This is a genomic window from Treponema sp. Marseille-Q4523 (assembly GCF_016901105.1).
Lineage (GTDB): Bacteria > Spirochaetota > Spirochaetia > Treponematales > Treponemataceae > Treponema_D.
On the sequence record NZ_JAFEVM010000090.1, the window covers coordinates 1 to 1463 of the forward strand.

A 1463-nucleotide genomic window follows, 5' to 3' on the forward strand; every position below is an offset into this window, starting at 1 on the left:
ACTTTTATTTTTCATCAACTACAACTCCTTTATCGGTGTATGACAACACTTCATTTGCAATTGCATTTATTTGTCTTTGATCTGGTTTATTATTAAATCTTGTAACTCCAACTTCAGCAGCTGTGGCATAAGCTACAGTTTCAGGTTCATTTGAATTTATAATTACTCCGTCTGGTGTTTCGATTATTATTGCAGCAACAACATTTATTTTATAAATATCGCTATCAAGTTTTTCACAGGTTGCAATTATCATCGTTTTTGAAAAGACAGAAGGATGCGCCCTCTCTTTTTTTACATTATCAATTGCCTTATCTAACGCTTTTGACAATGTTATGGTTTTATTAGATAAAAGATTTATATTCCATATAACACCGTTATTTGCTATTACCATAGGCTGCATATATGCTCGTCCTGAATATAAAAAGCGCTTATTGTTTAGCGCTACTTTTTCTGCGCTGTCTTAATAAGAAACCTTCCATCGGGGTCTATATAGCGTACCGGGTTATTTGCTGCGTAGGCATACAAATTGCAATATGGTTGCCGAACTTGCGTTTTACGCCGAATTTCCGCCGTATTTAACAGCAAAATCCGATTTTTTTGCGGCAAATAATAATTTTTCGTAACGCAACAGCTCATTTCCGCTCCGAAATCCGCTTTTTACTCCGGAAAACGCCTGAAATTCGGGCATTTTCCGAAGCACTCATACATATCCCTATTTGTAGGACTAACATCCGGTATCTTTCGTAACGCGGAAAACACCAGATGTGGGGGCTTTTTAATCGATTGCCACACTATTAAAATACAAATCATCCGGGCAGATATCCTGGCCGTCAGGCCATTCGATGTTAAAACCGTTTGTTTTTATCCGAGAAAAATATGATATATCTTTCAGCATTCCGAACCAAGAGCCTTTTATATACGGTTTTACATCAAATGATTTTTTTTCGCCGTTATTAAATTCTAATACAAGATTGTAATCGTCTCTAGGAATTACTTTAGTTACTGTCGGTCTTAACATAATTTACTCCTACCTTAACGGTTCGATTTTAAAGAACGGTTCCCCTTCCTCAAGAAGTTTCCAATTAGCTTTTAGTTCTTCTTTATGAATCTCTATCCACGCTACAACAAGTTTCATCTTCGAATTTTGGATAGTTCCTTCAAGTTTTTCACCATCAAAGGAAAATACGGATTCGTCATCACCGCAGATTACATGAATATGCGGAACATGGTGTTTTCCTCCTCTTTCACTTTGCATCCTGATTATTATACCATAAAACATGGAAAGCACCGGCATTGCCTTCTCCTCTTAGTTATTATACCGCAATTTTAATCGCTTTTGTTAATACAATCAATGAAATAATAATACCGTAAAGACAATAAAGAAACCTATCCAGAATATATATTTGTATATACGAATAATTTTATAAATCTTTGATACATAAAGATTTTCCGATTGTCGGAGT

General features: G+C 35.4%; 3 protein-coding genes. All 3 read right to left on the minus strand.

All coding sequences use genetic code 11. The features are described from left to right. Nucleotides 1-4: 4 nt before the first annotated feature. Nucleotides 5-400 carry a hypothetical protein gene (locus tag JSQ97_RS12845; protein ID WP_205076414.1) on the minus strand — a complete coding sequence of 132 codons (396 nt, stop codon included), beginning with the start codon at nt 398-400 and terminating at the stop codon, nt 5-7. A 375-nt stretch (nt 401-775) separates the two neighbouring features. Further along, nucleotides 776-1018 carry a DUF2442 domain-containing protein gene (locus JSQ97_RS12850; protein ID WP_205076415.1) on the minus strand — a complete coding sequence of 81 codons (243 nt, stop codon included), beginning with the start codon at nt 1016-1018 and terminating at the stop codon, nt 776-778. 9 nt (nt 1019-1027) lie between these two features. Beyond that, the gene (locus JSQ97_RS12855; RefSeq protein WP_205076416.1) at nt 1028-1294 is read right to left on the minus strand and encodes a DUF4160 domain-containing protein; all 267 of its coding nucleotides are present in this window, start codon (nt 1292-1294) and stop codon (nt 1028-1030) included. Between the last annotated feature and the right edge of the window lie 169 nt (nt 1295-1463).

Coding starts and splice junctions, on each gene's coding strand:
- JSQ97_RS12845 (WP_205076414.1), bottom strand. CDS start 400: ATGCAGCCTATGGTAATAGCAAATAACGGTGTTATATGGAATATAAAT.
- JSQ97_RS12850 (WP_205076415.1), bottom strand. CDS start 1,018: ATGTTAAGACCGACAGTAACTAAAGTAATTCCTAGAGACGATTACAAT.
- JSQ97_RS12855 (WP_205076416.1), bottom strand. CDS start 1,294: ATGCCGGTGCTTTCCATGTTTTATGGTATAATAATCAGGATGCAAAGT.